Origin of the sequence: Streptomyces sp. x-19 (assembly GCF_046549115.1) — a bacterium.
Lineage (GTDB): Bacteria > Actinomycetota > Actinomycetes > Streptomycetales > Streptomycetaceae > Streptomyces > Streptomyces albulus_C.
In genome coordinates this window covers 25,763-51,398 of the sequence record NZ_JAJPWK010000013.1, presented here as the reverse complement: position 1 = coordinate 51,398, position 25,636 = coordinate 25,763, and the positions used below count along the sequence as shown (strand labels likewise).

Here is a 25,636-nt window from a genome sequence, read left to right as displayed (position 1 = left end):
AACCCCCACGGCGGGACGGCCGACAACGTGGGAAGCACAACCCCTCAGGATTGGGCGACAACCTCGCGGAGCCACCGAAACGACGCCTTCGGGGTGCGGCGGAGCGTGGTGTAGTCGACGTGGACGAGTCCGAACCGTTGGCGGAATCCCTCCGCCCATTCGAAGTTGTCCAGCAGTGACCACACGAAGTAGCCGCGGACGTCGACGCCGGCGTCCATCGCCGTCCGCAGGGCCCGCAGGTGTCCGTCCAGGAAGGCGATCCGTTCGGGGTCCTCGATGCCGTCGTACGCGCAGCCGTTCTCGGTGATCATCACGGGTGGGAGGTCGGCGCCGTAGCGGTCGTGGAAGGACAGCAGGAGTTCGGTGAGGGCCTCGGGGACGACGGGCCAGCCGAAGCCGGTGCGCGGTCGGTCGGTGATCTGCCGTGGGGTGAACGGGAGTCCGGGCGGGAGGCGGACTCCGGAGAAGTCCGTTTCCTCGGTCGTCGGCGCTCCGATCTTCGTCGGTTGGTAGTAGTTGATCCCGTACCAGTCCAGGGGGGCGGAGATGGTGGTGAGGTCGTCGGTGACGGGGCCGGGCAGGAGCGCGGCGATCTCGTCGTCGGGGTAGCGGCCCAGCAGGATCGGTTCGGCGAAGAGCCGGTTGAGCAGCAGGTCGTAGCGGTCGGCGGCCTCGGTGTCGGCGGGGGAGTCGGACGCCGGCCAGGTCGGGCCGTGCGAGTTGGCGATGCCGATGCCGGTGGCGCCGCGGGCGCGCAGCGCCTGGACGGCGAGGCCGTGGCCGAGCAGTTGGTGGTGGGCGGCGGGCAGTGCGTCGAAGAGCAGGTGCCGGCCGGGCGCGTGCTGGCCCAGGCCGTATCCCAGGAGGGTCACTTCGGCGGGTTCGTTGAGGGTGATCCAGCGGGTCACCCGGTCGCCGAGCCGGGCCGCCACCGCGTCCGCGTACGCCGCGAAGTGCTCGGCGGTCTCCCGCTGGAGCCAGCCGCCGGACGCCTCCAGGGCCTGCGGGGTGTCCCAGTGGAACAGTGTGGGCACCGGCGCGACCCCGGCCGCCAGCAGCGCGTCCACCAGCCGGTCGTAGAAGTCCAGCCCCGCGGCGTTGACCGCCCCGCGGCCTTCGGGCACCACGCGTGGCCAGGCCACCGAGAAGCGGTACGCGCCGACGCCCAGTTCCTTGAGCAGTGCGACGTCCTCTTGGTACCGGTGGTAGTGGTCGGTCGTCACCCGGGGGTCCGAGCCGTCCTTGATCCGCCCTGCCCCGGCGGCGAACGCGTCCCAGGAGGACGGTCCCCGCCCGTCCTCGTCCGCCGCCCCTTCGATCTGGGCGGCGGAGGTGGACACGCCCCAGAGGAAGCCGCGGGGGAAGCGGAGGGGGGCGGGGGGCGGTGCGGGCGCGCGTGCGGGCTCCGGTGTCATGCCCCGGGATCCTGGTAACCGCCGGTAACAGTGTCAAGGGGTGGGTGCCGGCAAGTGCCGTGCCGGGCCCGGGGGTTGGGCTGAGCGGCCGGTGGCCGGCGCCGCTACTCCCCCTCCTTCAGCACCCTCGTGATCAGTTCGCGTTGGTCGTCCGTGAGGTCGGGGTCGGTGCAGTACGCGGTCTTGTCGTCGACCGTGAGGGCGTAGCGGAAGCCGTCGGGGACGCCGGTGGGCGGGGCGGCGTGGGCGGCGGTCATGGCGCGGTCGGCGAGGCCGTGCCACTCGGTGGCGTCGGTGCGGTCGGCGGTGTCGATCTCGGCGTGGCGCTCGATGCCGGCGAAGCCGCCGGTGCGGCGGATGTGGATGCGCATGGGGGGTTCCTACCCGGTGGGGCGGAAGTAGTCGCCCTGGGGCGGGCACCCGGGGGGCGGGAGCGGCCGGGTGCCGCTCCCGCTCGGGGCGGTCATTTGCCGGTGACGCCCACCGTGGACCATGCCTTGACCACGGCCTCGTGTTCGCTGCCGGAGGCGCCGTAGCGGGTCTGGGCGGCCTGCACGGTGAGGTTGGCGAAGTCGGCGAACTGCGCGTTCTTCGTCAGGTGGCCGCCGGTCAGGACGTCGTACCAGATCTGGCCGGCGCGCTCCCACGCCTTGCCGCCGAGCGCGCTGGCGACGAGGTAGAAGGCGTGGTTGGGGATGCCGGAGTTCAGGTGGACGCCGCCGTTGTCCTCGGAGGTCTGGACGTAGCCGGCCATGGTGGCGGGCTGCGGGTCCTTGCCGAGCTGCGGGTCGTCGTAGGCGGTGCCGGGGGCCTTCATCGAGCGCAGGGCCTGTCCGTGCACGCCCGGGGCGAGCAGGTCCGCGCCGATCAGCCAGTCGGCCTGGTCGGCGCTCTGGCCGAGGGCGTACTGCTTGATCAGGGAGCCGAAGACGTCGGAGACGGACTCGTTGAGGGCGCCGGACTGGCCCTGGTAGTCGAGGTTGGCGGTGTACTGGGTGACGCCGTGGGTCAGCTCGTGGCCGATGACGTCGACGGGGATGGTGAAGTCCTTGAAGAGCGTGCCGTCGCCGTCGCCGAAGACCATCCGCTGGCCGTCCCAGAAGGCGTTGTCGTACTTCTCGCCGTAGTGGACGGTGGCGTCGAGCGGGAGGCCGGCGCCGTCGATGGACTTGCGGCCGTAGACCTTCAGGTAGAGCTCGAAGGTGGCGCCGAGGCCGGCGTGCGCGCGGTTGACGGAGGCGTCCTTGGACGGGGCGTCGGACTCGGCGTGGACCTTGGTGCCGGGGAGGTTCTGCTGGTGGCCGGCGTCGTAGATGGTGCGGTTCGGCTTGTCGGCGGCGGCCCGGGCCTCCTGCGGGATGAGGGCCTGGGCGGCCAGGTCGGTGCGGCGGGTGCGGTGGAGGGCGTCGTGCTCCAGGGTGCGGCGGGCCGGCTCGTGGTGGGCCGGGTCGTCGGACTCGGCGAGCTTGCCCAGGATGTGCGGCGGCACGATCGTGCAGAAGACGGGCGTGGTGGGGGCGGGCGCGGTGCGTTTCTGGGTCACGGTTTCCTTCATAGGACGACGGTGGCACTGTGTAATGCGTCTGTCACTGCCAGCGGCCGAAGTTCCCGAAAACGTGTGGTTGGTCGCATTTTTGCCTCTACGTCCGCACGGTCCCGCATACTGATACGCGACTGCGGATCTTCGGTGCCTCGGCTACGGTGCTGTCCATCATGCGTTTCGGGCTGCTTCTCCTTAGCTGCCGCGGCGAGGGCCTGTAGTCGTAGGCCGACCCCCTCCCCGCGGGATCTGGTGCTGCGTTCGACTGTCGGCCGTCACACGGAACTCCCCGAGGAGCCCTACGCAATGTCGCAGCCTGTCGGCCGCCCCACTCCGATCACCAACGCCACGCACGCCCAGACGTCGTCCGGGATGCCGATCCACAAGTACCGCCCGTTCGAGGCCGTGGACCTCTCCGCGCGCACCTGGCCGGCGAAGCGGATCACCAAGGCGCCCCGCTGGCTCTCCACCGACCTGCGCGACGGCAACCAGGCGCTGATCGACCCGATGTCGCCGGCCCGCAAGCGCGAGATGTTCGACCTGCTGGTACGCCTGGGCTACAAGGAGATCGAGGTCGGCTTCCCGTCGTCCGGCGAGACCGACTTCGCCTTCGTCCGGTCGATCATCGAAGAGGGCGCGATCCCGGACGACGTCACCATCTCGGTGCTGACGCAGGCCCGGGAGGAGCTGATCGAGCGGACCGTCGAGGCGCTGCGCGGCGCCCCCCGCGCCACCGTCCACCTCTACAACGCCACCGCCCCCACCTTCCGCCGGGTCGTCTTCCGCGGCTCGAAGGAGCAGGTCAAGCAGATCGCGGTGGACGGCACCCGGCTGGTGATGGAGTACGCCGACAAACTGCTGGGCGACGAGACGGCCTTCGGCTACCAGTACAGCCCGGAGATCTTCACCGACACCGAGCTGGACTTCGCGCTGGAGGTCTGCGAGGCGGTCATGGACGTCTGGCAGCCCGAGGCGGGCCGCGAGATCATCCTCAACCTGCCGGCCACCGTGGAGCGTTCGACCCCGTCCACGCACGCCGACCGCTTCGAGTGGATGAGCCGCAACCTGAGCCGGCGCGAGTTCGTCTGCCTGTCCACGCACCCGCACAACGACCGCGGCACGGCCGTGGCCGCCGCCGAACTGGCCGTGATGGCCGGCGCCGACCGCGTCGAGGGCTGCCTGTTCGGTCAGGGCGAGCGCACCGGCAACGTCGACCTGGTGACGCTGGGCATGAACCTCTTCTCGCAGGGCGTCGACCCGCAGATCGACTTCTCGCAGATCGACGAGATCCGCCGCACCAGCGAGTACTGCAACCAGATGGAGGTCCACCCGCGCCACCCCTACGCGGGCGACCTGGTCTACACCGCCTTCTCCGGCTCCCACCAGGACGCCATCAAGAAGGGCTTCGACGCGCTGGAGGCCGACGCGGCCGCCCAGGGCAAGACCGTCGACGACATCGAGTGGGCGGTGCCGTACCTGCCCATCGACCCCAAGGACGTCGGCCGCTCCTACGAGGCCGTCATCCGGGTCAACTCGCAGTCCGGCAAGGGCGGCATCGCCTACGTCCTGAAGAACGACCACAAGCTGGACCTGCCGCGCCGGATGCAGATCGAGTTCTCCCGGATCATCCAGGAGAAGACCGACGCCGAGGGCGGCGAGGTCACCCCGAAGGCCATCTGGGACACCTTCCGGGACGAGTACCTGCCCAACCCGCAGAACCCGTGGGGCCGCATCCAGGTCAGGACCGGGCAGACCACCACCGACAAGGACGGCGTGGACACCCTCACCGTCGAGGCGGAGGTGGACGGCGTCGAGACCGTCCTGACGGGCTCCGGCAACGGTCCGATCTCCGCGTTCTTCGACGCGCTGTCCGGCCTGGGCATCGACGCCCGCCTGCTGGACTACCAGGAGCACACCATGAGCGAGGGCGCCTCCGCGCAGGCCGCCTCGTACATCGAGTGCGCCATCGACGGCAAGGTGCTGTGGGGCATCGGCATCGACGCCAACACCACCCGCGCCTCCCTCAAGGCCGTGGTCTCCGCCGTCAACCGCTCGGCGCGCTGACGCCCACCCGCCCCGTCTCCCGCACGGCCCCGCCGCTCCGCACGCCGGAACGGCGGGGCCGCGCGCATCCGTACACATTCCGTACGCATTCCCGCCCGCATCCGGCCAGCCGCCGGCCCGTTGTCCGATACGAGGTGCTGACGACACGTCATCGATGTGGCTAACATCACGTAACGAACGGCAACGGAGCCGAAGGGGGCTCTCTCCCAGCTGCCGCTGAGGGGCACCCCCACCCATGCCCCAGCGGCCGTGGGGGAATGACGGAGGGCTGACGTGATGCGCAACGTACGTGTGGTGGGGGTGCGCACCTCGTGGCGGACCGTCGCCGACGGCGAGTTCTTCTGTCCCGACTGCGGCGGCGACCGCAACTACCTCCGCCGCACCGGCCGACGCCGCCTCCACGTCCTCGGCGTCCCCGTCCTCGCCCGCGGTGACGCCGGCCCGGTCCTCGAATGCTCCGCCTGCCGCGGCCGCTTCGGGCTCGACGCCCTCGACCACCCGACCACCGTCCGACTCTCCACGATGCTCCGGGACGCCGTCCACACCCTGACCCTGGCCCTGTTGGCGGCCGGCGGCACGGCCTCCCGCACGGTCCGCGACGCCGCGGTCACCGCGGTCCGCGCGGCCGGCTCCGCCGACTGCACCGAGGACCAACTGCTCACCCTGCTCGCCGCGCTCGCCGCCGACACCGGTCGGATGACCGGCACCTACGAGGCGGCCACCGGCGACCACTGCGGACACCAGGGCCTCGACCCGTGCGGCACCGCGCTGGCCATAGAGCTCCACGAGGCGCTGGAGCCGCTCGCCCCGCACCTCGCCCCCGCCGGGCGGGAGTCGCTGCTCCTCCAGGCCGCCCGGATCGCCCTCGCCGACGGCCCGTGCACCCCCGCCGAGCGGGAGGTGCTCAGCACCGCCGGCGCCGCCCTGACGCTCCGCCCCGAGGACGTCGACCGGCTGCTCCTCGCCGCGGCCCGTTCGTCCCGCTACCGCGGCTAGGCCCCGCCCCCGACCCACCGGACGGGCCCCCGGCCCGCGTTCGAAGCCCCCGGCCCACGGCGGCGCCCCGCCCCCGGGCGCCGCCCGGCACCACGACGGCCCCGCCACCGGTCGCAACCGGCGGCGGGGCCGCATGCCCACGTGCGGCTCAGGCCGTCAGCCGCACCGGCAGGCTCGCCAGTCCACCCGCGATGAACCCGCCCGCCGGCTGCAACTCCTCGGCCGGCACCGCGAGACGCATGTCCGGGAACCGCTCGAAGAGCGCCGGCAGCGCGGTCCGCGCCTCCAGCCGGGCCAGCGGCGCACCGATGCAGTGGTGCACCCCGTGGCCGAACGCCAAGTGGTCCTGGCTCGCCCGCTGGACGTCGAACGTCGCGGCCGCCGGGCCGTGCTGCTCGGGGTCCCGGCCCGCCGCCGCGTACATCGGCAGCAGCGCCTCGCCCCTGCGGATCACCTCGCCGTGCGGCAGCGCCACGTCCTGAACCGCGAACCGCAGCGGCAGGCTCGCGATGCTCGGCGTCCAGCGCAGGGTCTCCTCGATGACGTCGTGCCACGACACGGCGCCGTCCCGCACCAGCTTCAGCTGCTCGGGATGGGTCAGCAGCGCGAACACCGCGTTGCCCAGCAGGTCCACGGTCGTCTCGTGGCCGGCGCCGATCACCAGCAGCAGGGTGTCCAGCAGCTCCCGCTCGGTCATCCCCTGGCCCTCGTCGTCCCGGGCCGCGACCAGCAGGCTGGTCAGGTCGTCCGCGGGCTGCGCGCGCTTGGTCGCGACCAGCGCACCGAGCAGCTCGGCCACCGCCACCTGCGTCGCCGTGGCCTGCTCCGGGGTGGCCGTGGTGTCCATGATCTCGGAGACGACCCGGGCCAGTTCGCCCCGCGGCGCGCCCTCCGGGTAGCCGAACAGCTCGCAGATCACCTGCATCGGCAGCGGGTGGTTGAAGGACTCCCGCAGGTCGACGACCTCGCCGGCCGGCCGCGCCGCGAGCCCGTCCAGCAGGTCGCCGACGATCTGGGTCACCCGCGGCACCATCGCGTCCGTGCGGCGGGCGGTGAACGCCGGGGCGATCAGCTTCCGCAGCCGGCGGTGGTCGGGGCCGTAGGCGGTGAACATGTTCGTCACGCCGATCCACGACTGCAGCCAACTGCCGCGGATCTCCGGGCGCTGCCACTCGGGCCAGTGGTCCCGCGGGTTCTTCGAGATCCGGTCGTCGGTGAGCAGCTCCTTGAGCAGGGCGTGACCGGTCACGCCCCACGCCTGGATGCCACCGGGCAGCTCGATCCGGGCCGCCGGGCCTAGTGCGCGGAGGCGGTCTCCTTCGCCGTGGATGTCGGTGCCGGCCGGGTCGATGACGACGGGCTGCGGTCGCTGTTCTGCCATGGCGTGGCTCCTGCCTGGTCCGGGGTGATGGGGGTGAAACGGGCCGGGAGCGCGGCCAGGGCACGGTGGAAGGCGCCGTTGCGCCACGTCAACTCCGCCGGGGCGACGGCGAGTTCGATGTCCGAGAGCCAGGCGGTGAGCCGCTCGATGGCGGTGATCGCGATCAGCAGCGCGTGCCGCTTCACCGGGCAGGCGTGCGGCCCCGCCGCCCACGCCAGGTGCGAGCCGCTGCCCGACCCCGGGCCGTGGGCCCCGGTGGTGTCGAACTGGCTGTTGGCCGCGGCGTAGGAGACCATCACCAGTTGCCCGGCGCGCACCCAGGTGCCGTGGAAGAACACGTCCCGGACCGGGAAGTGGGCGGAGTAGTTGGCCATCGGCGGGTCGTTCCACAGCACCTCGTTGATGGCGTCGTGGACGGTCAGCGCGCCACCGGAGACGGTGTTGTAGTAGCGGTCGTCCGACAGCATGCGGGCGAGCGCGTTGCCGATGAGGTTGGCCAGCGGCTCGTTGCCGGCGCCCATCACGAGGATGATGTTGTGGATCAGTTCCTCGTCGCTCAGGTCGTTGGCGTGGTCCATCATCCACGACGTGAGGTCCGGCCCGCGCTGCGCCTTCTTCGCGCCGACCAGCTCCATGATGTACTGCGTGTACGCCTCGTTGGCGGCCGTCGCCTCCTCCGGCGAATTGCCCTCCAGCATCCCCGCGATCGCCGCGATCAGCCGGTCGCTGTAGGAGTCGGGCAGCCCGAAGAGGGTGTTGAACATCAGCAGCGGGATCAGCCGCGCGTAGTCCGCGATCAGGTCCGCCTCACCGTGGTCACCGAACCGCCGGATCAGGGTGTCCGCCGCGTGGTGCACCCGCGCCCGCAGCTCGTGCGGCTCGACCAGCTTGAAGCTGTCGACGATGGCGTCCCGGTAGCGGACGTGCGCCGGCCCGTCGCTGTAGAAGACGTTCGGCCGCCAGTGCAGCATCGGCATGACCGGCGAGTCCGCCGGGACGGTCTGCATCCAGGCCCGGGAGTCCTTGGACCAGGTCGCGTCGTCGTTCAGCAGCTCCAGCGCCGCCCGGTAGTCGGTCACCAGCAGCGCCGGCACCTCGGGCGCGATCTCCACCGGCGCCACCGCCCCGTACTGCCGCAGCCGCGCGTAGATGCGGTGCGGGTCGGCGGCGAAGTCCGGTCCGTACAGCTTCACCGGGGCGTGCGCTTCCGGGTGCGCCGCGGCCCGCGGCGGCCCCGCGTGCGCCGGACAGCCCGGCGGTGGGGCGGCGGCCTCCGACGGCGGGACGGCCTGCCCGGGGCAGGACGACGGCGGTGGGGCGGCGCCCGGCTCGTACGGGGAAGTCACGGGATCGGGTTCTCCTCGGGCTGGGGCGTGTGGTCCAGGACGTGGCGGACCAGTGCGATCAGCGCGTCGACTGACTGTTCCCGGTCCCGGGCGTCGCACAGCACCAGCGGGGTGTCCGGGTGCAGGTCGAGCGCCTCGCGCATCTTCTCCACGTCGTACTGCGGGGCGTCGGGGAAGGTGTTGACCGCGACCGCGTAGCGCAGTCCGGCCTCCTCCACGATGTCCATCACCTCGAACGAGTCCGCCAGTCGGCGGGTGTCGGCGAGGACCAGGGCGCCCAGCGCGCCGCGGGCGATGTCCTGCCACAGCGGGCGGAAGCGCTTCTGGCCGGGCGTGCCGAACAGGTACAGCACCAGGTCGCCGGGGAGCGTCAGCCGCCCGAAGTCGATGGCGACGGTGGTGGTGGTCTTGTCGCGCACCCCGGCGAGGTCGTCGACCATCGCGCCGGACTGCGTCATCACCTCTTCGGTGTGCAGCGGCGGGGTTTCCGAGAGCGCCCGGATCAGCGTGGTCTTGCCGACCCCGAAGGGCCCGGCGACCAGCAGCTTGACCAGGGTCTGGTCCTCGCCGCGGAGGTACATGTTGCCGGTCCCGGCGCCGGGGCTAGGACTTGAGAGAGCGGAGTCCATCGAGAACCCTCTCCAGGATCTGCCGGTCGAATTGCTCGGCTTCGGGTATGGGGACTCGGGCGTGCAGGCGCCCGGCATCGACGAGGTCGGCGACCAGCACCTTCACCACGCTCACGGGCAGGTGAAGGTGGGCGGCCACCTCGGCCAGAGTCAGCGCACCGGGCTGGAGCAGCTCCAGGATCCGGTGCTCTTCGGGGCGTACCTCACTGGTGATCGGCATGTCGACGCCGATCAGCACGGTCAGCCGGTCCAACGTGTTGCGGCTCGGTCGGGCACGCCCGCCGGTCGCCAGGTAGGCCGGTACGAGGCGTCGTCCGCTGCTCTGGCGCGGCGTCATGCGTGGCTACCGGTGTCCCGAGCCGGGCTGTTCATGACCTTCTTGCCCAGGGTCGTCACCTGGATCTGCATGTGGTGCGCGACGACTCCCATGTTCACCTCCGGATCGGCGAAGACGGCCAGGCAGGTGTTCTCGCCGGCCGGGATCGCGAAAACGAAACCTTCGTCGGACTCGATGACGGTCTGCCGCAGCCGGGCGTCGTCCTGCTCGGTGAACGCCGCGGTCACCGCGCGCCCCGCGCCCTGGAGCGCCGACATCATCGCCGCGACGCCCTCGGCGGCCTCCCGCGACAGGCCCGGCGAGGCGCCCTCGATGAAGCCGTCGCCGGAGATGACGGCGGCGTGCACGACATGCGGCAGCTCCAAGAGGGGAGCCAGCACCCAGGACTTGTCCTCGGTGACACGGCGACGGGTGGGGCTGTTCATGACTGGGCGTTCCCTTCGGGACTGCGCGGGGGTTCTGAATGGGCTGCGGCCCGCCCGGATTCGGTGCCGCGCTGGAGCGCCGCCCAGCGGGATCCGGTCTCCTCCGGGGAGCGCAGGTTGAGCGTGTCGGCGTGCGACTCGGGCTGCTGCTCGGCCTGCGGCCGGCGCCGGCGCCGGCGCGGCAACTCGCCCTCGACCGGCGGCTGCGGTGCGGGCTCGGCGTCCGGTCGGGCCGGGGCCGGCTGGACGGGCACGGCGTGCGCCTCGGCGGCGGGCCGCGGCGTCGGCACGGCACCCGCGGGGGTGGCCGGCGCGCTCGCTCCGGTCGGCATCGCGGACGGCACCGCGGCCCGGTCCCGGGGCCCGCCGGGGGCCCGGTGCGGCATCGGCGCCATCACCGAGATCGGCCGGGCGCCCTCGTCGAGGACGGTCAGCAGCGGGTCGCCCGGGATGTAGACGACGGCCCGCACGCCGCCGTACGGCGAGGGCTCCACGTGCACGCCGAAGCCGTACTGCCGCACCAGTTGGCCGGCCGCCGCGAAACCGGACCGGGGCGGGTCGCCCAACTGCGTCAGCAGCAGCCCGTCGTTGCTGGCCAGCAGCTCCATCGCGTGCTTGAGCTCGTCGTCGTGCATGCCGACGCCGTAGTCGTCGATGATCACCGAGGCGCCGCGGTTGCCCTGCTGGAGCGTGACGGTGACCGGCAGCTCCCGGTGCGAGTGGTGCAGTGCGTTGGCGAGCAGCTCGGTGACGGTGATCGCGATCGGCTCGACGGCCCGCGCCACCACGGCGACCGGGTCCCGCAGCTGGTTGCTGACCTGCACCCGCTCGTAGCCGCGCAGCCGTGAGGTGGCGCCTACCACCAGCTCGGCGAGGTAGGAGTCCTCGCGGGTCAGCCCCGGCCAGGCGCCGCAGACCACGCCGGTGGCCTGGACGCGGCGCAGCGCCTGCTCGTTGAGGAAGTCCGCGTCGAGCAGGTCCTGCGCGATCTGCGGGTCGTCGTACTTGTGCTGCATCGCCTGTAGCGACGTCTGCACCTGGTACAGCAGTGCCTGGATCGTGGTGGTGGCGCCGCGCAGCGTGGACTGCGCCGCCGCGTCGACCCGGGTCCGTTCCTTGGTGATGGCCTCGCTGACCTGCGCCATGACGGCGTCCAGCGCCTCGTCGGTCTCCGACCCGCCGAACCGTTTGTCGAGCAGACCGCGCACCGGGACGTGCGGGTGGGCCAGCGCCAGGGTCAGGTCGGGCAGTCGGGCCTCGGCCAGGTGCCGCACCTCGGCCTCGGTGGCCCGCAGCCTGGCCGACAGCTCCGTGTTGCCGTGGAGTGTGGCGCTGCTGTGTTCCTCGGCGGCGGTCAGTCGGGCTCTGAGGCCGGCACGCTCCTTGCGCACGCGGACCAGGAGCGCCGCCAGCACGACGGCGGCGACCGTACCTGCGCTGAGGCACCACAACAGCGCCTGCGGTATGGATGTCATCGAGATCCTCGTTTGGGGACTGACGGGGATGTCTCGGCCGCTACGGCTGGCGTGCCGCCGAACATCACCGGATGCTACCTGTCGCTCGACACGCCGTGAGGGTCCTTGACGTGCGAGGACGGAGAAGTGTGGAAGGTCGCATTGAGGCGTTGATGACCGGTGGGTAGCGTGATGAGGCCCCGTCATCCGGAGCCCTGCAGAGGGGTTGTGGAGATGGTGTGGATGCGACGCGGATGAAACGCGGTCAGGTCACCGCATATCGACCGTCATTGCGGCCTTTCGAAGCGACGGCGCGCGTGGCGGCGCGATCGTCCCGTGGCGCTCCTTCACGCCACTCCGCCATCTCTGCAAGGAAATTGACGAGTCGTCACTAAAGCCGCCGAGCGGTCGGCCGTCGGTCGCGGCGGTAGGCGGCCCCGCCTCGCGTGAGCGGAGGGACGCCCGCCGCCCCGTCGCCCGGCCCGATTCCGAAGCGTCACACGCCCGCCGCGCACCGTGAGTGGCGGGCCGCCCGGAAAGCGCCGCGTGCCGCGCAGTGACATTCCGCACGCTCGCGCGCTGCGGGCCGTGGCCCCGGAGGGGCGTCGGGGTGCGGGACGGGGTGTCCGGTAGGTGCGGGAGAATGGCGGCATGACTCTGTTCCGCGACGACGGCATCGTGCTGCGCACCCAGAAGCTGGGGGAGGCGGACCGGATCATCACCCTGCTCACCCGCGGCAACGGCCGGGTGCGGGCCGTGGCGCGGGGCGTGCGGCGGACGAAGTCGAAGTTCGGGGCCCGTCTGGAGCCGTTCTCCCACGTGGACGTGCAGTTCTTCGCGCGCGGCGGGGAGCTGATCGGGCGCGGGCTGCCGCTGTGCACGCAGAGCGAGACGATCGCCGCGTACGGTGGCGCGATCGTCACCGACTACGCCCGCTACACCGCCGGCACGGCCATGCTGGAGACCGCCGAGCGGTTCACCGACCACGAGGGCGAGCCGGCCGTCCAGCAGTACCTGCTGCTGGTCGGGGGGCTGCGGACGCTGGCCAACGGCGAGCACGCCCCGCACCTGGTGCTGGACGCGTTCCTGCTGCGCTCGCTGGCGGTGAACGGCTACGCGCCGAGCTTCGACGCCTGCGCGCGGTGCGGAATGCCTGGTCCGAACCGGTTCTTCTCGGTGGCGTCGGGTGGCGTGGTGTGCGGTGACTGCCGGGTGCCCGGAAGCGTCGTACCCTCCTCAGAGGCCATCGGCCTCCTGGGCGCGCTGCTGACCGGCGACTGGGAGACCGCGGACGCCTGCGAGGCCCGGCACGTCCGCGAGGGCAGCGGCCTCGTCGCGGCGTATCTGCACTGGCACCTGGAGCGCGGTCTGCGGTCCCTGCGCTACGTGGAGAAGTAGCGCCGGGCACGACCGACCGGCCACGACGACGTCGTGAACACACCGTCCATCGAGATTGCATAGGAGACGTGGGGCGCATGGCAGTACGCGGGATTCTGGGGCGCAACCGACGTGAGTACCAGACGCCCGAGCCGCATCCCTCGGGCGCGCGTCCGCCGAGGATCCCCGGCGAGCTCGTGCCGAACCACGTCGCCGTCGTGATGGACGGCAACGGGCGGTGGGCCAAGGAGCGCGGGCTGCCGCGCACGGAGGGCCACAAGGTCGGCGAGGGCGTCGTCCTGGACGTCCTCAAGGGCTGCATCGAGATGGGGGTGAAGAACCTCTCGCTCTACGCCTTCTCCACCGAGAACTGGAAGCGCTCGCCGGACGAGGTCCGCTTCCTGATGAACTTCAACCGGGACGTCATCCGGCGGCGCCGGGACGAGATGGATGCGCTGGGCATCCGCATCCGGTGGGTCGGCCGGATGCCGAAGCTGTGGAAGTCCGTGGTCCAGGAGCTCCAGGTCGCCCAGGAGCAGACCAAGAACAATGACGCGATGACGCTGTATTTCTGCGTGAATTACGGCGGTCGGGCGGAGATCGCGGACGCCGCGGCGGCCATCGCGGCGGACGTCCGGGCCGGGAAGCTGGACCCGTCCAAGGTCAACGAGAAGACCGTGGCGAAGTACATGTACTACCCGGACATGCCCGATGTGGACCTGTTCGTCCGGCCGTCCGGTGAGCAGCGCACCTCGAACTACCTGATCTGGCAGAGCGCCTACGCCGAGATGGTGTTCCAGGACATCCTGTGGCCGGACTTCGACCGCCGGAACCTGTGGGACGCGTGCTTCGAGTACGCCAAGCGGGACCGCCGCTTCGGCGCGGCGCCACTGGAAGACGGCGAGCAGGCGACCTGAGCCCGGGCCCGCGCGACGGGCCGTGCACGGCGGACGGGCCGCCTCCCCACGGGGAGGCGGCCCGTCCGCCGTTTCCGGGGACCCGTCCGGGCCCGCTCACAGGCTCCGGTCGCGGTGAGTAGGACCGGCAGCCGGGGCAGGTCGGTGGCGGGCGCCGGCCATCACGCCCAGCGGCGGGTAGGGGGCGATCGGCCAGTCGGAGCCGAGGACCGCGGTGGCGCCGGCGTCGGTCAGGTCGCGGCAGCGCCAGGCGCGGCCGGCGCGCTCCTCACCGAGCCGGCGGGACCAGTTGTCGGTGTGGTCGGCGCGGGTGAAGTCGCAGCAGTGGGTGGGCTGCATGGACGCCAGCACGCCGAGTTCGGCGAAGCGGCGCAGGGTGTCGTCGGGCACCGTCTCGATGTGTTCGATGCGGTGCCGCACCCCGTTGGGGTCGGCGCGCCGGGCCTGTTCGACGGCGTCCAGTACGTGCCGGACGGCGGCGTCGCCGATGGCGTGGGTGGCGGTGGGCCAGGGCGCCGGCCGGGGCCGTCAGGCGCCCTGGCCGCCCGCCTCCGCCTTGGTTGCGCACTCCCCGCACGTCCCGAAGATCTCGACGGTGTGTGCCACGTCGCGGAAGCCGTGCTCGGCGGCGATCTGGTCGGCCCACTTCTCCACCGCGGGGCCCTCCACCTCGACGGCCGTGCCGCAGCCGCGGCACACCAGGTGGTGGTGATGGTCGTCGCTGCTGCACCGGCGGTAGACGGCCTCGCCGTCGCTGGTGCGCAGCACGTCGACCTCGCCGGCGTCGGCGAGGGACTGCAACGTCCGGTAGACGGTGGTCAACCCGACCGAGTCGCCCCGGTGCTTGAGCATGTCATGGAGCTCCTGTGCGCTGCGGAACTCGTTGACCTCGTCGAGTGCGGCCGAAACCGCGGTGCGCTGCCGCGTCGACCGGCCGCGGACCGGAGATCCCGCGCTCGTCGCCACCGTTGCCTCCCTTAGGACGTCAGGACTTCTCCCGCGCATGCGTTTGGCCATTGTGCCAGGTGATGACCGGAAGCCCTGTTTGGCGCTTACATGTACTCCTCTATGTATCCCTCGGCCGGGCGGTCCCACACGCACCGCCCGGCCAGCGGTTCCGACGCTTCCCGTTCGTCCGCAACGCCGTTGCGCCCGGCGGCGCCTCGGCCCGCGCCGACCGTCACACCCGGACGTCGTCCTGCGCGGTGCGGCTGCCCGGTACCTCCAGGGTGCACCCCTCGCCGGCCGCCGCGGGCGCTCCGGCGCGCCGCCGGGCCAGCGGGGCGGCCACCGCCGTGAAGACCACGAACAGCGCGATGGCGAACAGCACGATGGTCGCGCCGGACGGCACGTCGACGTAGTAGGAGGCGGTGGTGCCGGTGAGGGTCACCACCATGCCGATCGCCAGCGCGGTCACGAAGGTCACCGCGAAGCTCCGGCTGATCTGCTGCGCGGCCGCGACCGGGATCACCATCAGCGCGCTGACCAGCAGCAGGCCGACCACCCGCATGGCGACCGTGACGGTGACCGCGGCGGTCACCGCGACCAGGAGGTTGAGCAACCGCACCGGTAGCCCGGTGACCCGGGCGAACTCCTCGTCCTGGCAGACCGCGAACAGTTGGCGGCGCAGCCCCACGGTGATCGCCAGCACCAGTGCGGCCAGCACGTAGATCGTCGTCATGTCCTGCGGCGAGACGGTGGTGATCGACCCGAACAGGTACGTCCCCAGGTTGGCGCTGGAGCCGGCGTCCGAGAGGTTCATCAGCATCACGCCGCCCGCCATGCCGCCGTAGAACAGCATGGCCAGCGCCAGGTCGCCGCGGGTCTTGCCGTACCAGCGGATCAGCTCCATCACCACCGAGCCCAGCACCGCGACCGCGGTGGCGACCCAGACCGGGCTGGTGTTGAGCAGGAAGCCCAGGCCGACACCGGTCAGGGCGACGTGGCCGATGCCGTCGCCCATCAGGGCCTGGCGGCGCTGGACGAGATAGATGCCGATGGCGGGTGCGGTGATGCCGACGATCAGGGCGGCGATCAACGCCCGCTGCATGAAGGGGAAGGAGAGCATTTCCATGGTGGCGGGCCCCTAGCTCAGCAGGCCGGTGCGGAGCGGTTCCGCGGCGGCGTCGGCGTGCGGGTGGACGTGGTCGTGGCCGGGCAGGGCGTGCTGCCCCACCGCCTCGGGCGGCGGACCGTCGTGGACGACGCAGCCGTCCCGCAGCACCACCGCGCGGTCGATCAGCGGCTCCAACGGGCCCAGTTCGTGCAGCACCAGCAGCACCGTGGCGCCGTGGCCGACCTGCTCGCGCAGGGCCGAGGCCAGTACCTCCTGGCTCGCCAGGTCCACGCCGGCCATCGGCTCGTCCATGATCAGCAGGTCGGGTTCCCCGGCCAGCGCACGGGCGATCAGGACCCGTTGGTGCTGCCCGCCCGACAGGGCGTTGACGGAGTCCTTGGCCCGGTCCGCCATCCCGACCAGCTCCAGTGCGTGGTGCACCGCGCTGCGGTCGGCCTTGCGGAGCAGGCCCAGCTTCGTCCGGGCCAGCCGGCCGGCCGTGACCACCTCGCGGACGGTGGCCGGCACCCCGCCGGCCGCCGTGGTCCGCTGCGGCACGTAGCCGATCCGGGCCCAGTCCTTGAAGCGGCGGAACGGCGTGCCGAACAGCGCCAGGTCGCCGCCGGTCAGCGGCACCTGGCCGATCACCGAGCGGACGGCGGTGGACTTGCCCGAGCCGTTGGCACCGAGCAGCGCGACGACCTCGCCGGACCGCACGGTCAGGTCGACTCCGCGGAGCACCGGTCGGGCGCCCAGCGACGCGGTCGCCCCGCGCAGCTCGATGACCGCCGAGCGGTCCCCGGCGGGCCGCTCGGCGGCCTCTCGGGCTATGACGGGCTGGCCGGTGTCCTTCATCTGGTGACCTCCGTCGTGCGGTGCGTCCTGGTGTGCGGGGTGTGCGGGGTGTGCCGCGCCGGGTGCCCGGCGGGCACGTGGTGCGCAGGGCGCGGGCGGGTGCCGGTCACTTGGTGCCGAGCGCCTTCTGCAGCGCGGTGAGGTTGGCGCGCTGCACCGAGAAGTAGTCCGTGCCGCGGGACTTTTTGGTGATGCCCTCCAGCGGGTCCAGCACGTCGGTCTTCAGGTGCAGGTCGCCGGCGAGAGTCTTGGCCGTGGCCGGGTTGGCCAGCGTCTCGAAGAACACCGTGGACACGTGGTGGGTCTGGGCGAGCGTGTGCAGTTCCTTGATCCGGTTGGCGCTGGGCTCGGACTCCGGGTCCAGGCCGCTGATCGCCTCCTCGGTCAGGCCGTAGCGCTCGGCGAGGTAGCCGAAGGCCGCGTGGGTGGTGATGAAGGTGTCCGAGGCGCGGTTCTTCAGGCCGTTGACGAACTCCGTGTTCAGCGCGTCCAGCTTCTTCACCAGGACGTCGGTGTTCTTCTGGTAGTCGGCCTTGTGCTGGGGGTCGGCCGCCGCGAGGGTCGTGTTCACGCCCTTCGCCACCTGGGCGAACTTCAACGGATCCAGCCAGATGTGCGGATCCTGGCCGGGCTCGGACTCGGAGTGCGAATGGTTGTCGCCGGTGGTGTGGTGGTGCCCGTCCACCTCGGGGCCGTGCACCTCCATGGGGGTCAGCTTCGCCGCGTCGGCGATGTGCTTGACGCCGGACTGGGCGATCGCGTTGTCCACGGCGGGCTGCAGGCCCTTGAGGTAGACGATCGCGCCGGCCTGGCTGAGGTGCCCGGTCTGCTGGGGGGTGAGCTCCAGGTCGTGCGGCTCCACGCCGGGCTCGGTGAGGTTGGACACCTCGACGTGTGACCCGCCGATCTGCTGGGCGAGGAACTGCATCGGGTAGAACGACGCCGTCACCTTCAGCTTCCCGTCGTCGGTGCGCCCGGAGGTGGTGGGGGAACAGGCGGACAGGGCCAGCAGGCCGAGAACCGCGGCTCCGGCGACGGCTGCGGTGGATATGTGCGGGCGTACGTTCATGACACTCATTTTCAACAAAGCTGGAAATGATTGTCAACAAAGTGCGCGCCAGGTCACAGGGCGAAGACAACCGGCCGGAAGCGATCCGGAATCGATTTGGTCCGCGGGGTACGCCCGCCGCTACCCTGAACTATTCGCCCAGCCGTCTCCTGATCACCACGCTTGAGTGAGGCGCTTCGCGCCCTCCTATCCACTGTCCGACGTCGTACTGAAGAGAGCACCGTGGCCGCCGACAAGATCGATACCATCGTCAGCCTGAGCAAGCGCCGTGGCTTCGTCTACCCCTGCAGTGAGATCTACGGCGGCTCGCGCGCTGCCTGGGACTACGGTCCCCTCGGCGTCGAGCTCAAGGAGAACCTCAAGCGCCAGTGGTGGCGCGCCATGGTCACCTCCCGTGAGGACGTCGTCGGCATCGACTCGTCGGTGATCCTGGCCCCCGAGGTGTGGCAGGCGTCCGGCCACGTCGCCACCTTCACCGACCCGCTCACCGAGTGCACCTCCTGCCACAAGCGCTTCCGCGCCGACCACCTGGAGGAGGCGTACGAGGCCAAGCACGGCAAGCTCCCCGAGAACGGCCTCGCCGACATCAACTGCCCGCACTGCGGCAACAAGGGCGGCTTCACCGAGCCCAAGCAGTTCTCCGGCCTGCTCTCCACCCACCTCGGCCCGTCGCAGGACACCGCCTCCGTCGCGTACCTGCGTCCCGAGACCGCCCAGGGCATCTTCACCAACTTCGCGCAGGTCCAGCAGACCTCCCGCAAGAAGCCGCCGTTCGGCATCGCCCAGATGGGCAAGTCCTTCCGGAACGAGATCACCCCGGGCAACTTCATCTTCCGGACCCGCGAGTTCGAGCAGATGGAGATGGAGTTCTTCGTCAAGCCGGGCGAGGACGAGCAGTGGCACGAGTACTGGATGGAGCAGCGCTGGAACTGGTACCGCGACCTCGGTCTCCGCGAGGAGAACGTCCGCTGGTACGAGCACCCCAAGGAGAAGCTCTCCCACTACTCCAAGCGCACCGCTGACATCGAGTACCGCTTCCAGTTCGGCGGCTCGGAGTGGGGCGAGCTGGAGGGCGTCGCCAACCGCACCGACTACGACCTTGCCTCGCACGCCAAGGCGTCCGGCCAGGACCTCTCCTACTTCGACCAGGAGGCCGGCGAGCGCTACACCCCGTTCGTCATCGAGCCCGCGGCCGGCGTCGGCCGCGCCATGCTCGCCTTCCTCCTCGACGCCTACACCGAGGACGAGGCGCCGAACGCCAAGGGCAAGCTGGAGAAGCGCACGGTGCTGCGCCTCGACCCGCGCCTGTCCCCGGTGAAGGTCGCGGTCCTGCCGCTCTCCCGCAACCCGCAGCTCTCCCCGAAGGCCAAGGGGCTCGCCGCGGACCTCCGCAAGTTCTGGAACATCGAGTTCGACGACGCGGGCGCCATCGGCCGCCGCTACCGCCGCCAGGACGAGATCGGCACCCCGTTCTGCGTCACCGTCGACTTCGACACCCTCGACGACAACGCGGTCACGGTGCGCGAGCGCGACACCATGAAGCAGGAGCGCGTCAGCCTCGACCAGATCCAGTCCTACCTGGGCAGCCGCCTCCTCGGCTGCTGACCCCGCGGCCCGCGGCCCGACCGGCGAACGGCCGGCCGCGGGCACCCGCCCGCTCCGCGCGGCGCACACACCAACGCCGGCCGGCCCCCGAGGAATCGGGAGCCGGCCGGCGTCGTGCCGCCCACCCGGGCGAGCCGTCGCCCCGTGACGCGCTACCCCCGCAAACCGCGCAGCACGAGGTCGCGGACCGCCTCGAAGTCGTCGGTGATCTCCGGCCGGAACCACTCCGCGGAGTAACACGGGTCATGGAAGCGGCTGGTGGCCGCGAACACGGCATGCGCGGAGACGGCCGGCGCCGGCGCGTGAAAGGCCCCTTCCGCCGCCCCCGCCTCGATGATCTTCGCCAACTGGCCTTCGAGAGCGGTGACATGCCGGTCCACCACACCACCGCTCTCCCCGATCAACGTCATGTACGTGGCGAAGAGTTCGGGATCGTCCCCGGCCTTGTGCCGCTTGGCCTCGAAGAGCGTGGCGAGCCAACGCCCCAACCGCTCCTCGGCCGGCCCCGCGTCCGCCACCACACCCGCCAACGCCTCGCTCGTCCGGTCCAGCCAACGCGCCGTGACCGCCTCCCGCAGCGCCGTCTTCGTCCGGAAGTGCCGGTACACGCTGCCGTGGCTCACCCCCAGCGCCCGCGCCACGTCCACGACCGTGGCCTTCGCCGGCCCATACCGGCGCAGCACCTCCTCGGTGGCTTCGAGGATCCGCTCGGGCGTCAACGTCTCGGGTGGCATGGGGTCGGTCCGACCTTTCGGGGTATGGGGGGCGGCTCCCTATGGACGGTACCGGGTCGCTGCGCTTGGCTGGCTTCCCACGTTGTCGGCTTCCCGAAGCTCATAACGGGTACTTCTGTGATGGGCCTGATAGAGCCCCGTCCGGAGATAGCCCGGACGGGGCTGGTGGGGCGGAGGGCTACTTCAGTTCGCCAGGCAGGGGGCCGGGCACGAGGTGCACGGCGCAGTTGGGGCAGGCGTAGATCATCACGTCGGGTCCGCTTGCGCGGGGAACATGGCGTACGGGGACAGGGACCCGCGTTGGTTGCCCGCAGCGGCAGCAGTTCACGGCTCGCTCTGGTGGTACGAGCGGGAAGCGTTGACGGTGCCAGCTCATGCGGCGCTCCCCTCGGCGGCAAACGAGGACGCTGGGAACGGGGCGCCGGGGTAGCTGTACGGGTAGTCCGTGCCCATGGTGGCGAGCACTGCCGCGCGCCGCCGCTCCCGGATCACACCCAGCTCTAGCGTGCACTCGGCTTGCTGTCGGAAGAACTCGGCAGCTTCTTCTTTGGTTGGCCCGGTCCAGGGGCGGGACCACGGGTTCACGGGTGCGGGTTCGGTGCCCGGTTCGGTGGTGGGTGCTGCTGCGTGTCGTCCTCGGGCGGGCAGCAGCAACCCCAGCATGCACACCAGGGCACGGGCGATAGCATCGCGCATGGTCGTTTCAGCTCCTGTGTAGCTGTTTCGGCAAGCCCCGACGGACCGGGCCTAATCGGTCTGTCGGGGCGTTTTCGTGTTTGACGGTAAGGCACTGGTCTACCTTCGTCTACCTCAGTAGATAGACGTATGCCATCGGGTGGAGACATGGCTGGATGTCTACTGTGGCTCTATGGCTGCATCTGAGGTTGATCACGAATCCCCCACGCCAGTCTACCAGCAAATCGCGGCAGCGATCATCGCTGACATTGAAAGCGGCACCTTGGCCGTGAACCGGCGGATTCCCTCCGAAGCATCTCTAGTGCAGCGCTTCGGCGTGGCCCGGGAGACCGTGCGCAACGCGGTGCGCTTCTTGCGCGAGGAAGGTCATGTCTTCACCGTCCCGCAACGAGGGACGTACGTCCGCGACCGCAGCGGCAAGGGCGACACGTAGACGGGCCGGGGTGCATGGAAGCCCCCGCCCTGGTGTGAGCGGGGGCTTCCAACCCGCCCCCACCACAGGGGCGCATCCAGCTACGGGAACTGAGAGCCTGGCTACTCGTCGCCACTCGCCGGCGGCGCTTCCGGGGCTTCACTTCCCGGCCAGATGAACCCCCGTCGGGGTGTCGTGACACCTTCATCGCCTGCTTGCGTCTGGGCGTCGCGCCACGATCGTACGAGCGATGCGTACCGAGGGTTGATCCACTCAGTCATGGAGCCTCCAATCCACCGCCCAACCTACGCCCAATCGGCCGGACAGCTAAGAGGGTTCACTCTCGGGGATCTTGGGGTGTGGGCATCGGTTTGATGGCACATTCTGTTGAGTGCTGGCAGTTTGCCGCCACGGACACGAGGGGAGCGCTGGCACTGACAGGCGGCCCCCACAGTTCGTCATCGACGCTGTAGCCGCACTGCCGGATCCTGTCGCGGGTGCGCTCTAGGACGCTGGGGTCGTAGTTCATCGGGTCCCAGCCGGGGAAGTGGTGCACGAAGTCTCCGCCCAGTTGCTCGCACAGATCCGCGTACACCTTGGTGTGGAGGATGAGCCCGTGCCAGCCTTCGTCAACCACTCGGGACGGTGCCAGGCCGTCGCGGGGAAAGCGGGAGCAGGCGGCTACGAACTTCAGCCCCTCCGCGACGATCCGTTCGGCAAGGCCAAGTTCCATGCCGGGATTGTTGTCCTTCACCGTGTTGACGACGCCCATGAGGGACGCCTCACTGACTAACGCGCTTACCGTGTTCATGTACGGCCTCTCGTTGAGTGTGTCGTGCATGGGGCCGTCTCTGGTCGTGATCGCTGTCCAGGCTTGGCGACCAGAGACGCGCCTTGCGCCTTTCCCTAGTGCGGTGGTGGAGCCCGCCCCTGCCAACCCGCACTTTCAGGAAGGCAGGGGCAGGAACTCGCGACCGTCACTCAGGACCGCTCGGTGCTGGGCGACCGCTTCGCGCTCACTACTCCGAGCGCAGTCCGGGGATGCCGCCGACGAACATGCCACCCGCCGCGACTCTCGCAGCGACGCATCAACCACGTTCCGCACGATGCGCACTTCGGTTGTCATCGCTGGTGCTCTGGGTGCTGGTGGATCTCGATGTTGCAATCGGACGCCGCAGACCCGTCCCCGCGCTTCCGTGCTTCCGCCCGATGTTTGGCCAGCGCCGCACACACATCACAACCGTCTACAGGCACGGGCTCCACGTCCAGGCGTAGAGGCAGTACAACCGGGGCTGCGGAGTATCTCGTCGGCTCGGTCATGGTGCCGATCTTTCCGCCCTCCACCAGGACGTAGGAACCTCGTACGTTTCCCACTTCGGGACGTCCCACGGCGGGTAGAACGTCCCTAGCAACGTCCAAACGTGCGGGGTGACACTGACTATGCGGAACGATCGTCTGCGGGCCGGCTTGGCGTCCAAAGGGTGGACGCACTCAGACCTAGCCAAAGCAACCGGCGTTGATCCCAAGAGTGTTGAACGGTGGGTCAACCTCGGGCGCACGCCGAGGCGAGCAACCGCACTCAAGGCAGCCGAGGCGTTAGGGGAAGATATGCACGCACTGTGGCCAGCACTCAGGCAGGCCCGCTCCGCACGGGCGGTCAGTCCCGAACTGGTCGCGCTGTACGACCAACGGGCCGATGTCCCTGTTTCCACGTACGCGGATTTGTTCGCCCAAGCGCATGAGCGCATTGATGTTCTGGTCTATGCGGCGGTCTTCCTGCACGAGGCATACCCGCGTCTGAACGACCTCCTGCGCGAGCGGGCCGCCGAGGGGTGCACCGTCCGAATCGCCATTGGGGACGCCGACAGCGAGAACGTCAAGCAGCGAGGGAGGGAAGAACGGTTTGGCCACGGGATCGAGTCGCGCTGCCGACTCGCGCTCCTGCATTACCGGCCATTGCTCGGGGTGTCTGGGATCGAACTGCGGACGCACGGCACAACCCTCTACAACAGCCTCTATCGCAGCGACGATCAGATGTTGGTCAACGCACACGTCTGGGGCGTAAACGCGTATGGCGCGCCCGTATGGCACCTACGGCGAAACAGCGACGGTGGGATATTCGACAGCTACGCGGAGAGCTTCAACGGCGTATGGGAACAGGCAACGCCTGTGCAGGAAGGCTAGAGAGTGGCACGCACCGAGTATTACGACGACCCCGACGCGCCGAAGCCGAACAGCCTCGTCGTCGCTGCCTCAGCGGTCGTGACCGACGATAGAGGCCGAATCCTGCTACAGCGCCGCCGAGACAATGACCTCTGGGCACTGCCCGGCGGCGGAATGGACATGGCTGAATCACTACCGGGAACGGCCGTGCGGGAGGTCATGGAAGAGACCGGCTACGACGTGGAGATCACGGGACTGGTCGGCACGTACACCGACCCGCGCCACATCATCGCGTACAGCAACGGGGAGGTAAGGCGGCAGTTCAATGTGTGCTTCCGGGCGCGCATCGTCGGCGGCTCGCTGACCGTCTCTGCCGAGAGCACGGAGGTCCGCTTCGTGGAGCCCAGCGAACTAGACGCGCTTCCCATGCACCACACCCAACGGCTACGACTCCAACACTTCCTGGAGGACCGGCCGATGCCTTACCTCGGATAGCGAAATGCCCCCGCACCCGCCCCCCGGTGAAGGGTGACGAGCGCGGGGGCTCAGAGTTGATCAGCCGACGAGAACGTTCGTCAGACGGGCAGCGGCCTTGCCGCCGAACAGTGCGAGACCGCAGTAGAAGTCGATGCGGGTCCGGTAGACGGGCTTGTCGTGCGCCTCGCCCAAGTCGGTCACCTGGACACCACCGTTGGTCAGTCCGGAGACACCGGCGTCAGCTTCGCTGGTACCGAAGCGCACCGCGTAGATGTCACCGGTCTGCTTCCCGCCCGTGCCCGCCGTGAGCGGCAGCACGTCCGCTCCGTCGAGCTTCTGCCCGGCGTCCAGGAGGGGGACGCCCTTCCACATGACGGTGCTCTTCCCCGCAATGACCTCCCTGAGCAATTCGCCGCCACCGAGCCGACGGAACCCGGACTCGATCTTCGCCCGGACAGCAGCGTTCATGTACAGCGCTCCGTTGGAGCCGTTGATGCCACGTACCTGTGCGGTCAGTGCGTCCAAGGTGTCAAAGAAGTCATAGCCGTTGGCAACAGGACCGGTCTCCTTCGCATCGAGCACCTGAGCGCCGAGCAGCCGCTTGCGCAGCCCGTCGAAACCCTTCGGGTTGACTTCCACGTCACCGTTGAAGAACTGGTCGGCGAAGTGAATCGACGCCGCCTTGACCTTGAGCATGGTCTGAATGGCTCGCTGGTCGTTCAGGTTGCCCCGGGTCTGCACGATGAACTTGTCCAGGTCGGCGTCCCCGCCGAGGATGGCGAGGGTCTCGATCCGCTGGTTCAGCGTGCCCGTGCTCTCCGGGTAAGCCTCGTTCACAGCACGGAAGGAAACGCCGGGAAGGCTGGACTCCTCGTTGTACTTGTATGCGTTCCCGGTCACCTGAATCAGCGGAAGCCGGTCCAGGATCGGGGACTCGTGCACGAACGTCTCGATCACGCCACGCTGCAACTGGTCAAGCGAAAGCTTCGCGGATTCGGTAAGGGTGAGAGCCATAAAATTCTCCTTTGAGATAAGCGAGGGCGAACGGATGTCCACCCTCTCGTCGGTGGCTGGCGAATGAACCAGCCCACAGAATTGGCTTATTTAGCCATGCGAGAAAGTCACCTCCCTGCCGATCAGCAGCGGGAGGGGAAGGGGGTACCCCCCTGGTAATTCATTCAAAAATGCTGCGAATCTGAACGTTTTTCGGCAGCCCAACCGCCCGGTTGATGCCTCGCTGTCTCGCTGTTATGGCACGTCGCACACAACGGACGCAGACGAGCAAACGCATCAGGATCGCTCACCCCTTGCGCGACCAACTCACGGCGCGACACAGGGAAATGGTCAGCAACCGTCGCCGTGCGACCACACAGCAGACACCACGGATTCCGGTACAGGTACGCCTTACGGATGCGCTGCCACCGTGTCCCGTAGCCCCGCTCAGCAGACGTACCGCGCTGCCTCTCAGCCTCACGTCGATGCCGGTCGCAGCGACCACCAGTGCGCGTCAGCTCGGGGCACCCGGGGACGGAACAAGGGGGGCGGGGTCTACGGGGCATGGGGGCACCTCCGATGGGCGATAGGCGGGCGTCACACACTCCTGAAGGGGCGCAAGTGCAGCGTGGGCACGGGGCCTCATGGACGTGACCATGGCCAATTTCTTGCTACGCGGAGCGACTGCACCTCGA

At 70.0% G+C, this 25,636-nt stretch carries 25 protein-coding genes and 1 pseudogene; 8 read left to right on the top strand and 18 right to left on the bottom strand.

The window, feature by feature from the left end:
- Positions 1-44: 44 nt before the first annotated feature.
- The 3 genes from ACLJT4_RS26120 to ACLJT4_RS26110 all read right to left on the bottom strand — a co-directional run bounded on the left by ACLJT4_RS26120 (position 45) and on the right by ACLJT4_RS26110 (position 2,970).
- Entirely contained in the window at positions 45-1,415 is a 1,371-nt protein-coding gene (locus ACLJT4_RS26120; RefSeq protein ID WP_411125724.1) for a GH1 family beta-glucosidase, read from the bottom strand.
- A 104-nt stretch (positions 1,416-1,519) separates the two neighbouring features.
- On the bottom strand, positions 1,520-1,786 hold the full coding sequence (locus ACLJT4_RS26115; RefSeq protein ID WP_411125722.1) for a protealysin inhibitor emfourin: 267 nt from the start codon (positions 1,784-1,786) through the stop codon (positions 1,520-1,522).
- A gap of 92 nt (positions 1,787-1,878) precedes the next feature.
- The gene (locus ACLJT4_RS26110; protein ID WP_331249863.1) at positions 1,879-2,970 is read right to left on the bottom strand and encodes a M4 family metallopeptidase; all 1,092 of its coding nucleotides are present in this window, start codon (positions 2,968-2,970) and stop codon (positions 1,879-1,881) included.
- 291 nt (positions 2,971-3,261) lie between these two features.
- Between ACLJT4_RS26110 and leuA the strand changes: the two genes are divergently transcribed.
- Positions 3,262-5,019, top strand: a complete 1,758-nt coding sequence (gene leuA / locus ACLJT4_RS26105) for a 2-isopropylmalate synthase (RefSeq protein WP_016573759.1) — start codon at positions 3,262-3,264, stop codon at positions 5,017-5,019.
- Positions 5,020-5,295: 276 nt separating this feature from the next.
- Entirely contained in the window at positions 5,296-6,015 is a 720-nt protein-coding gene (locus tag ACLJT4_RS26100) for a TerB family tellurite resistance protein (RefSeq protein ID WP_016578229.1), read from the top strand.
- 148 nt (positions 6,016-6,163) lie between these two features.
- On the opposite strand, the gene ACLJT4_RS26095 is transcribed toward ACLJT4_RS26100, so the two are convergent.
- From ACLJT4_RS26095 to ACLJT4_RS26070, 6 genes are read right to left on the bottom strand one after another with little or no spacing between them, the layout of a single operon-like run.
- Complete coding sequence (locus ACLJT4_RS26095) at positions 6,164-7,396, bottom strand: cytochrome P450 family protein (RefSeq protein WP_411125719.1); 1,233 nt, start codon at positions 7,394-7,396, stop codon at positions 6,164-6,166.
- Complete coding sequence (locus tag ACLJT4_RS26090; protein ID WP_411125717.1) at positions 7,312-8,742, bottom strand: cytochrome P450; 1,431 nt, start codon at positions 8,740-8,742, stop codon at positions 7,312-7,314. Before ACLJT4_RS26090 ends, ACLJT4_RS26095 begins: the two co-directional genes overlap by 85 nt.
- On the bottom strand, positions 8,739-9,323 hold the full coding sequence (locus tag ACLJT4_RS26085) for a GTP-binding protein (RefSeq protein WP_233661938.1): 585 nt from the start codon (positions 9,321-9,323) through the stop codon (positions 8,739-8,741). Before ACLJT4_RS26085 ends, ACLJT4_RS26090 begins: the two co-directional genes overlap by 4 nt.
- 22 nt (positions 9,324-9,345) lie before the next feature.
- Positions 9,346-9,708, bottom strand: coding sequence for a DUF742 domain-containing protein (locus tag ACLJT4_RS26080; RefSeq protein ID WP_016575340.1), 363 nt, complete (start codon positions 9,706-9,708; stop codon positions 9,346-9,348).
- Positions 9,705-10,133: a roadblock/LC7 domain-containing protein gene (locus ACLJT4_RS26075; protein ID WP_016575341.1), complete on the bottom strand. Its 429-nt coding sequence runs from the start codon at positions 10,131-10,133 to the stop codon at positions 9,705-9,707. Before ACLJT4_RS26075 ends, ACLJT4_RS26080 begins: the two co-directional genes overlap by 4 nt.
- A complete protein-coding gene (locus ACLJT4_RS26070) occupies positions 10,130-11,608 on the bottom strand; it encodes an ATP-binding protein (RefSeq protein ID WP_411125714.1) in 1,479 nt (492 codons plus the stop codon). The genes ACLJT4_RS26075 and ACLJT4_RS26070 overlap by 4 nt, the downstream gene beginning before the upstream one ends.
- 630 nt (positions 11,609-12,238) lie before the next feature.
- Between ACLJT4_RS26070 and recO the strand changes: the two genes are divergently transcribed.
- Positions 12,239-12,985, top strand: coding sequence for a DNA repair protein RecO (recO, locus tag ACLJT4_RS26065; protein ID WP_016575343.1), 747 nt, complete (start codon positions 12,239-12,241; stop codon positions 12,983-12,985).
- A 77-nt stretch (positions 12,986-13,062) separates the two neighbouring features.
- Positions 13,063-13,881, top strand: a complete 819-nt coding sequence (locus tag ACLJT4_RS26060; RefSeq protein ID WP_037636610.1) for an isoprenyl transferase — start codon at positions 13,063-13,065, stop codon at positions 13,879-13,881.
- Positions 13,882-14,022: 141 nt separating this feature from the next.
- Here the strand turns inward: ACLJT4_RS26060 and ACLJT4_RS26055 are convergent.
- The 5 genes and pseudogenes from ACLJT4_RS26055 to ACLJT4_RS26035 form a co-directional block, all read right to left on the bottom strand.
- Positions 14,023-14,388: pseudogene (locus ACLJT4_RS26055) on the bottom strand (amidohydrolase family protein); the annotation flags it as partial.
- Positions 14,389-14,409: 21 nt separating this feature from the next.
- Complete coding sequence (locus ACLJT4_RS26050; RefSeq protein WP_411125711.1) at positions 14,410-14,886, bottom strand: Fur family transcriptional regulator; 477 nt, start codon at positions 14,884-14,886, stop codon at positions 14,410-14,412.
- A 175-nt stretch (positions 14,887-15,061) separates the two neighbouring features.
- Positions 15,062-15,955: a metal ABC transporter permease gene (locus ACLJT4_RS26045; RefSeq protein ID WP_411125709.1), complete on the bottom strand. Its 894-nt coding sequence runs from the start codon at positions 15,953-15,955 to the stop codon at positions 15,062-15,064.
- Between the two features lie 12 nt (positions 15,956-15,967).
- Positions 15,968-16,792, bottom strand: coding sequence for a metal ABC transporter ATP-binding protein (locus ACLJT4_RS26040; RefSeq protein WP_038519369.1), 825 nt, complete (start codon positions 16,790-16,792; stop codon positions 15,968-15,970).
- A 106-nt stretch (positions 16,793-16,898) separates the two neighbouring features.
- The gene (locus ACLJT4_RS26035) at positions 16,899-17,861 is read right to left on the bottom strand and encodes a metal ABC transporter substrate-binding protein (protein WP_411125707.1); all 963 of its coding nucleotides are present in this window, start codon (positions 17,859-17,861) and stop codon (positions 16,899-16,901) included.
- Positions 17,862-18,083: 222 nt separating this feature from the next.
- Here ACLJT4_RS26035 and ACLJT4_RS26030 point away from each other — a divergent pair, with 222 nt between their 5' ends.
- Complete coding sequence (locus ACLJT4_RS26030) at positions 18,084-19,466, top strand: glycine--tRNA ligase (protein WP_411125705.1); 1,383 nt, start codon at positions 18,084-18,086, stop codon at positions 19,464-19,466.
- A gap of 152 nt (positions 19,467-19,618) precedes the next feature.
- On the opposite strand, the gene ACLJT4_RS26025 is transcribed toward ACLJT4_RS26030, so the two are convergent.
- The gene (locus ACLJT4_RS26025; protein ID WP_411125703.1) at positions 19,619-20,200 is read right to left on the bottom strand and encodes a TetR family transcriptional regulator; all 582 of its coding nucleotides are present in this window, start codon (positions 20,198-20,200) and stop codon (positions 19,619-19,621) included.
- A gap of 372 nt (positions 20,201-20,572) precedes the next feature.
- A complete protein-coding gene (locus ACLJT4_RS26020; protein WP_411125701.1) occupies positions 20,573-20,896 on the bottom strand; it encodes a hypothetical protein in 324 nt (107 codons plus the stop codon).
- 172 nt (positions 20,897-21,068) lie between these two features.
- Here ACLJT4_RS26020 and ACLJT4_RS26015 point away from each other — a divergent pair, with 172 nt between their 5' ends.
- Positions 21,069-21,329, top strand: coding sequence for a GntR family transcriptional regulator (locus ACLJT4_RS26015; RefSeq protein ID WP_037633282.1), 261 nt, complete (start codon positions 21,069-21,071; stop codon positions 21,327-21,329).
- A gap of 316 nt (positions 21,330-21,645) precedes the next feature.
- Here the strand turns inward: ACLJT4_RS26015 and ACLJT4_RS26010 are convergent, their stop codons facing one another.
- Complete coding sequence (locus tag ACLJT4_RS26010) at positions 21,646-22,149, bottom strand: glycine-rich domain-containing protein (protein ID WP_411125698.1); 504 nt, start codon at positions 22,147-22,149, stop codon at positions 21,646-21,648.
- Positions 22,150-22,748: 599 nt separating this feature from the next.
- Between ACLJT4_RS26010 and ACLJT4_RS26005 the strand changes: the two genes are divergently transcribed.
- Both ACLJT4_RS26005 and ACLJT4_RS26000 read left to right on the top strand, forming a co-directional pair.
- A complete protein-coding gene (locus ACLJT4_RS26005; protein ID WP_411125696.1) occupies positions 22,749-23,492 on the top strand; it encodes a helix-turn-helix domain-containing protein in 744 nt (247 codons plus the stop codon).
- 3 nt (positions 23,493-23,495) lie between these two features.
- Entirely contained in the window at positions 23,496-23,966 is a 471-nt protein-coding gene (locus ACLJT4_RS26000; protein WP_411125694.1) for an NUDIX hydrolase, read from the top strand.
- A 60-nt stretch (positions 23,967-24,026) separates the two neighbouring features.
- Here the strand turns inward: ACLJT4_RS26000 and ACLJT4_RS25995 are convergent, their stop codons facing one another.
- Positions 24,027-24,962, bottom strand: coding sequence for a major capsid protein (locus tag ACLJT4_RS25995; protein ID WP_411125692.1), 936 nt, complete (start codon positions 24,960-24,962; stop codon positions 24,027-24,029).
- Positions 24,963-25,636: the final 674 nt, after the last annotated feature.

What these genes read in the sequence shown, in the direction of transcription:
- ACLJT4_RS26100 (WP_016578229.1), top strand. Translation starts at nt 5,296, where the DNA reads ATGCGCAACGTACGTGTGGTGGGGGTGCGCACCTCGTGGCGGACCGTC.
- ACLJT4_RS26035 (WP_411125707.1), bottom strand. Translation starts at nt 17,861, where the DNA reads ATGAACGTACGCCCGCACATATCCACCGCAGCCGTCGCCGGAGCCGCG.
- leuA (WP_016573759.1), top strand. Translation starts at nt 3,262, where the DNA reads ATGTCGCAGCCTGTCGGCCGCCCCACTCCGATCACCAACGCCACGCAC.
- ACLJT4_RS26020 (WP_411125701.1), bottom strand. Translation starts at nt 20,896, where the DNA reads ATGCGCGATGCTATCGCCCGTGCCCTGGTGTGCATGCTGGGGTTGCTG.
- ACLJT4_RS26045 (WP_411125709.1), bottom strand. Translation starts at nt 15,955, where the DNA reads ATGGAAATGCTCTCCTTCCCCTTCATGCAGCGGGCGTTGATCGCCGCC.
- ACLJT4_RS26015 (WP_037633282.1), top strand. Translation starts at nt 21,069, where the DNA reads ATGGCTGCATCTGAGGTTGATCACGAATCCCCCACGCCAGTCTACCAG.
- ACLJT4_RS26075 (WP_016575341.1), bottom strand. Translation starts at nt 10,133, where the DNA reads ATGAACAGCCCCACCCGTCGCCGTGTCACCGAGGACAAGTCCTGGGTG.
- ACLJT4_RS26010 (WP_411125698.1), bottom strand. Translation starts at nt 22,149, where the DNA reads ATGCACGACACACTCAACGAGAGGCCGTACATGAACACGGTAAGCGCG.
- ACLJT4_RS26005 (WP_411125696.1), top strand. Translation starts at nt 22,749, where the DNA reads ATGCGGAACGATCGTCTGCGGGCCGGCTTGGCGTCCAAAGGGTGGACG.
- ACLJT4_RS26085 (WP_233661938.1), bottom strand. Translation starts at nt 9,323, where the DNA reads ATGTACCTCCGCGGCGAGGACCAGACCCTGGTCAAGCTGCTGGTCGCC.
- ACLJT4_RS26060 (WP_037636610.1), top strand. Translation starts at nt 13,063, where the DNA reads ATGGCAGTACGCGGGATTCTGGGGCGCAACCGACGTGAGTACCAGACG.
- ACLJT4_RS26025 (WP_411125703.1), bottom strand. Translation starts at nt 20,200, where the DNA reads ATGCCACCCGAGACGTTGACGCCCGAGCGGATCCTCGAAGCCACCGAG.
- ACLJT4_RS26070 (WP_411125714.1), bottom strand. Translation starts at nt 11,608, where the DNA reads ATGACATCCATACCGCAGGCGCTGTTGTGGTGCCTCAGCGCAGGTACG.
- ACLJT4_RS26110 (WP_331249863.1), bottom strand. Translation starts at nt 2,970, where the DNA reads ATGAAGGAAACCGTGACCCAGAAACGCACCGCGCCCGCCCCCACCACG.
- ACLJT4_RS26120 (WP_411125724.1), bottom strand. Translation starts at nt 1,415, where the DNA reads ATGACACCGGAGCCCGCACGCGCGCCCGCACCGCCCCCCGCCCCCCTC.
- ACLJT4_RS26080 (WP_016575340.1), bottom strand. Translation starts at nt 9,708, where the DNA reads ATGACGCCGCGCCAGAGCAGCGGACGACGCCTCGTACCGGCCTACCTG.
- ACLJT4_RS26050 (WP_411125711.1), bottom strand. Translation starts at nt 14,886, where the DNA reads ATGCGCGGGAGAAGTCCTGACGTCCTAAGGGAGGCAACGGTGGCGACG.
- recO (WP_016575343.1), top strand. Translation starts at nt 12,239, where the DNA reads ATGACTCTGTTCCGCGACGACGGCATCGTGCTGCGCACCCAGAAGCTG.
- ACLJT4_RS26040 (WP_038519369.1), bottom strand. Translation starts at nt 16,792, where the DNA reads ATGAAGGACACCGGCCAGCCCGTCATAGCCCGAGAGGCCGCCGAGCGG.
- ACLJT4_RS25995 (WP_411125692.1), bottom strand. Translation starts at nt 24,962, where the DNA reads ATGGCTCTCACCCTTACCGAATCCGCGAAGCTTTCGCTTGACCAGTTG.
- ACLJT4_RS26115 (WP_411125722.1), bottom strand. Translation starts at nt 1,786, where the DNA reads ATGCGCATCCACATCCGCCGCACCGGCGGCTTCGCCGGCATCGAGCGC.
- ACLJT4_RS26095 (WP_411125719.1), bottom strand. Translation starts at nt 7,396, where the DNA reads ATGGCAGAACAGCGACCGCAGCCCGTCGTCATCGACCCGGCCGGCACC.